The sequence below is a fragment of the uncultured Mucilaginibacter sp. genome (assembly GCF_937859865.1).
Classification (GTDB): Bacteria; Bacteroidota; Bacteroidia; order Sphingobacteriales; family Sphingobacteriaceae; genus Mucilaginibacter_A.
Genome location: NZ_CALMAT010000029.1, coordinates 1 through 5,326 on the forward strand (window position 1 = coordinate 1; position 5,326 = coordinate 5,326).

Sequence of the window (5,326 nt, forward strand, 5' to 3'; positions counted from 1 at the left end):
TCATCCGGGCTTTTACTTTAGCCGAATCGCTGTAGATCACATCAACGCCAATGGTGGTCTCAACCGGGTTGTTTACTTCTTTACTAGAAATTTGCCTTACTTTTTTCAGATCGTTTTCGCAAGACCAAAAAAACACCGGTAAAAGAAGCATCAGCCATTCTAACGCAGGTTTTTTTGGAGGAAACAGCCGCTGCATCTTTTTAATCAAACTTATACTTCCTGAACCAGGTATCGTTCAGCAAAAAACCCAGCCTGAAATTGACATAGTTTTCTTTCACCAAATTATTTTGAAGCGTACCGCGCCTGCCAACTTCTGCCGATAAATTTACCTTGTAAAAAGCAGTACGGCTTTGCGAACGGATAGGCAAACCTACGCCAAAAGTAACCGCAGATTCATTGATATCGGTGCCGGAAGTATGTATATAAGTTTTGTTTAACTGATAGCCCAAGCGGTAATCCATAGCAGCCAAATAACTGTTCAGCGCGTTTATATTCGGGGTGATTTGTCCGCCGATGTGGTAAGACTGCGTATTTTTAAGCCCCTGGTTTACGCCGTCAATAACTAAAGCTGACCAGTTTCCCGTGCTGTAATCCGCACCGATCAAATAATGGTTCAGCTTTTGGTACGAGACGCCAAAATGCTGCTCCATCGGCAAGTTGATTTTAGTATTGGTGCCCGTGCGCGAGTAAGTGGTGTCTCTTGCAATATCTATTTCCCCGGTTGTCGGATCGGTAAGGTATTGGGTAGAAATGTATTTGCTGGTAGAATTTAGGGTTGATTTTAATGTTCCCGAATAACCCAAAACAATGCTGGACGTAGTTGACAAATCAAATTGGTACTGTAAACCGTAATCGTAACTTAAACCTTTAACACTCTGGCTGTTTTCTATCTGAGTATTAAAAGAAGAAGCTATATAATTAGGAATTTCTACCGAACTGGTTTTGCGCAGGTTTCCAAAAATATAGCCCACGTTGAAACCTAAGTTTAAATGTTTGAACAGGTTGAAGCCATAACCGATATAAGCTTTTGACAAACCACCATCGCCGCCGTAAATGCTGTTGACCGTATTGGTATCAATCTTGGTAACCTGTTTAAAATTGTAGCCTAAATCACTGTAAGGCAGCAGGCCAAAGCTGAAAGCGGAAGTTCCCCGGGTAATCGGGATGGCAAAAGCAATGTGGTTCAGCCTGAAATCAGAACCGGTTTGCTTATCCGAACTGTTGCTTAATGTATTAATTGTGCCGTAAGCGCCAACATCAATGGTAGTTAACGTAATGGCCGAATACGACGCTGGGTTCAGCATATTGATGTTGTTGTAGCCGCCAGCGGTACGCACACCGGCAGCAATACCGCCCATGCCCATGTTTTGCGGCAAAGCCTGTTCCTGTAAAAGGCCCAAACCAAACTTGGAATATGGCGAACTGGTAGTAGCCTGGCCGGAAACCTTGTATGCCGAAAATATAGATAAAAGTATAAGTAAAATTTGGGTACGATTGATCATTCTTACTGATGTATAACTGCGTTTAATCCTTTCAGAACTAAATAAGGTTCGGGCTTAACGTAAGCGGCAAAGATGCTACTTTTCAAGTGAGTATCAAAAAAATTAAGGTCACCGCCGGTTAACAGGATATTTGTTTGTGGGTCTTGTTGTGTTAGTTTTTTTATAAAGCCTTCTGCTTCAAAAAGCAACCCGTTTTGCACGCCCGAAAGGATTGCTGCTTTGGTGGTGTTGCCCGAAACCTGGTCAAAACCCATTTCTGCTTCAATTAAAGGCAGTTTTTTGGTGAAATGCTTTAACGCTTTAAACCGCATTTTTAATCCGGGAGAAATACTGCCGCCGTAATAATTTCCTTCGGCATCAACCCAATCGTAGGTAACACAAGTTCCGGCATCAATCACCAAATTACTGTTTTTAGGGTATAAAAAATGGGCGCCAACTACGGCAGCCAAACGGTCTAAACCTAATTTTTCGGGCTGCTGGTAATGGTTTTTGATGCTTTTTGCCATCTGATGATGAAACCGAAACGTTTTTAACTGCTTTTCCAGCATCGCTTCCCACAAAAATATTTTAGTTTGTACCGAAGAAATAATGGCCGTTGCCGGGTTAAATTTTAGGAGGATTTGTTGGAGCAGCTTTTCGGTGATTTGCCGGTAACGCTCCGTCCACAATAGGTTTTGTTCTTCAAAAACAGCAACTTTAAAAAAAGTATTGCCGATATCAAACACCAGGTTAATCATCAGGCGTTGGCAACCGATAAGATGGATTCGAAAATTGCGAGCCCATCCTGGTTGGCTAGCAAACTATCGGCGGCACGCTCCGGGTGCGGCATCAAACCAAAAACATTGCGGGCTTTATTGCAAACGCCGGCAATGTTTTGGATAGAACCGTTTGCGTTGGCTTCGTCCGTATAGTTTCCGGCGGCATCACAATAACGGAACAAGATCTGGTCGTTCTGCTTCAATTCTTCGATACTGTTTTTATCGGCATAAAAATTGCCTTCGCCGTGCGCTACCGGAATTTTCAACGCTTTGTTAAGATCAACTTGCGAAGTTAAAACTGAGTTGTTGGTTTGTGCTTTTAAGTACGTGTTTCGGCAAATAAATTTCCGATTTTGGTTATGCAGCAAGGCTCCCGGAACCAAACCGGCTTCGGTTAAGATTTGGAAGCCGTTGCAAATGCCCAAAAGAAATCCGCCGTTGTTAGCAAAACGGATCACTTCCTGCATAATCGGAGAAAAACGTGCAATGGCGCCGGAACGCAAATAATCGCCGAAAGAAAAACCGCCCGGCAAAACGATAAAATCTGCGCCTTGCAAATCATGGTCTTTGTGCCACAAACGAACCACCTGCTGCCCCATGATTTTTTCCAGCACGTAAATGATGTCCTCATCACAGTTGGAACCGGGAAAAATAACTACGCCAAATTTCATCTTACAAAACTAACAGAACTGTTTAAAAACCATTGTACCTAAAAGTTAAAAATTGTTAAACTGAAAGTACAAGATGCCAAACAGCAGCAGCAGGTACAAGCTTTCGTAAAACCATTTTTTGGTGGCGTATAAAAAGTAATAAGCCGAAAGTGTGGCAATTGGCACCGCGCCGAGCAGAAAATGGTTAAAGCTGAAATCCGTTTTGATGAAAGTAGCCGCAGCCACCAGCAGGATGATAAAAAGCAACGACTGGAAGGTTTTCCGCACCATCACCATACTTTTCAAAAAATTGTTTTGCAGCCGAAAAAGTGCCAGGACAAATATCAAAACCAGCGGGACCAGAACTAAATAATGATACGGACGGCTAACATCAAACTTAGGTATTTGGGCATCAAAAGAAAGCGCAAGTGTGTGAAAAGCAAACGTGTGATCGGTGCAGTAATAATAGACCGACAAGAAAAAAAGCACGGTTAAAAAACCCATCAAACCCGACATCCATTCGTGCCAATTAAACGGACGAAAAATGAGCAAGCCGATCCAAATCGCCAGAAAAATTGCGATAAACGGGAAATAGATTAACGTGCCGATGCCAACAATCAAACCCAGATCGTAAGCGGTAGAAGTTGCTTCTTCTGTTTTATACAATTCAAACAGTTTTTGCAGTATCCAGATCATCAGGAAATTGCAAATTAGCGGCGCACTCAACGTATAAAACGATTGAAATAAACCGGAAACGGTAACGAAAAGCAAAGCCGGCAAAAACGAAGGTTTGCCCAGCAAATTGTGGTTGTTGACGATGTAATTGAACCAAAGCGCTTGTATCAAAACGAGGATACTTGCATAAAAAAGATTGCCGCTCGGCGTAAAAGTTTTAGCTGGAAAAGCAATCAGCAACCTCGAAAAAAGGCCGGTAAAAGAAGTATCCAAATTTTGCGGCAGATGAAAAACCAGGCCCATCCGCAGCAAAAACAAAAGCACCACAAGCCAGAAGATGTTGATGGGATTATGCGACCGGAAAATCTGGATCATGTAGGACTCTTTTGCGCAATATTAGCAGAAAAACAGAACAAGCCGAAACTTAACGCGCTTTGCCGTATCGAGAAACGATTTGGGAAACGATTTGCGCAGTTTCATCTGGAAAATTAACTTCGATTTTTTGGTTTGATGAAACCCATTGTTTTACTTGTTGGACAAAATTTCCATCAATTTTTTCGACCACCGGAACGCCTAATTTTGCCGCTGCAATGGCGTTGCATTGCTGCTCGTACTGGCCTTTCATTGGTATCATCATCACTTTTTTGCCCATAAACAAAGCTTCGGCCGGGCCTTCAAAACCGCCGCCGGTAAGCAAACCGGCACTAGTGGCCAAGCTTTGGTTAAACGCTTCGTTTTGGATGGGTTTCACTAAAATATTTTCCTGCCGGTATGCTGTTTTTGTGTGTTTGGAAAAGATATGCCACGATACTTCTTTTATATGCCTAAAATATTGAAGCAGCAATTGGTCGCTGTAAGCCGGTAAATAAACGGTGTAATGCCCCAGGTTTTGCGTTTCCATCTGCCTGATTTCGCTGCGTATAACCGGCGTATGGATAAAACCGGCATAACGTTCAAAATGAAAACCGACGTGATGGGTAGCTGGCGCGTAATGTTTAAACAACCATTCGGCATAATTCCAGTTTTTGGGGCGAGGCGTATTTTTGGAGATGAAAGCACATTGGTGGCTTAAAGCAACAGATTCCAGCTTTTGCAATTGACAAGCCCAAGCTGAAACCGGTTCAAAATCATTGATAATCAAATCGTATTGCTTTAAAGGAAGCGAACGAACATCGCGCAGCAATTGGCGCAAATTCATGGTTTTATACGTTTTCCAGTAATCCACGCCGCCTTTTTTCCCAAAAACAAAACTGAAACCGTGCAACTGGTAAGTTAAAGGCTGCGAAAGCGAAACATCAGCCTGCGTACCGCTGATCAATAAATCCAGTTGGCCATACTGCTGCAGCAAAGGCACAATTTCGCGGGCGCGGCTGATGTGGCCGTTGCCGGTCCCTTGTATGGCAAACAATATTTTCATGCGGTAAACAAGGGCGCAAATTAAGGAAAACGGTTTTGAAAAAAGCCTTTGTTGTATTTGCTGCAATCTCCAAAAAAGATTAACGCAAATTTCGGCTGATTTTTTGCCGGTAAAAGAAGCTTATTCGTCGTCCTCGTCTTCGTTCACGCTCAATTCAAACGGGCTGAGATAGAACAAGAACAACAGTAAAAACAGTGCGCCGAGGGCAAGCAAATGGGTGTACTCAAAATCCATAACTATTTTATCAATTGCAAGTTCTGACTGCAAAGTGAACTGAAAGTTACGTGAACGTTAAAAAATAATTTAGTTGCTTTTTTAATTGCG

At 42.6% G+C, this 5,326-nt stretch carries 5 protein-coding genes and 1 pseudogene; all 6 read right to left on the reverse strand.

Annotated elements, in window-relative coordinates:
• Positions 1 to 196, reverse strand: a pseudogene (locus Q0192_RS03460) (hypothetical protein); the annotation flags it as partial.
• A 4-nt stretch (positions 197 to 200) separates the two neighbouring features.
• Positions 201 to 1,502: a hypothetical protein gene (locus Q0192_RS03465; RefSeq protein ID WP_299286124.1), complete on the reverse strand. Its 1,302-nt coding sequence runs from the start codon at positions 1,500 to 1,502 to the stop codon at positions 201 to 203.
• Positions 1,503 to 1,504: 2 nt separating this feature from the next.
• Positions 1,505 to 2,239, reverse strand: coding sequence for a type III pantothenate kinase (locus tag Q0192_RS03470; protein WP_299286127.1), 735 nt, complete (start codon positions 2,237 to 2,239; stop codon positions 1,505 to 1,507).
• Entirely contained in the window at positions 2,239 to 2,931 is a 693-nt protein-coding gene (purQ, locus tag Q0192_RS03475; protein WP_299286130.1) for a phosphoribosylformylglycinamidine synthase subunit PurQ, read from the reverse strand. The genes Q0192_RS03470 and purQ overlap by 1 nt, the downstream gene beginning before the upstream one ends.
• Before the next feature lie 45 nt (positions 2,932 to 2,976).
• Positions 2,977 to 3,960: a DUF6427 family protein gene (locus tag Q0192_RS03480; RefSeq protein ID WP_299286133.1), complete on the reverse strand. Its 984-nt coding sequence runs from the start codon at positions 3,958 to 3,960 to the stop codon at positions 2,977 to 2,979.
• Positions 3,961 to 4,009: 49 nt separating this feature from the next.
• Positions 4,010 to 5,002: a glycosyltransferase family protein gene (locus Q0192_RS03485; RefSeq protein WP_299286136.1), complete on the reverse strand. Its 993-nt coding sequence runs from the start codon at positions 5,000 to 5,002 to the stop codon at positions 4,010 to 4,012.
• Positions 5,003 to 5,326: the final 324 nt, after the last annotated feature.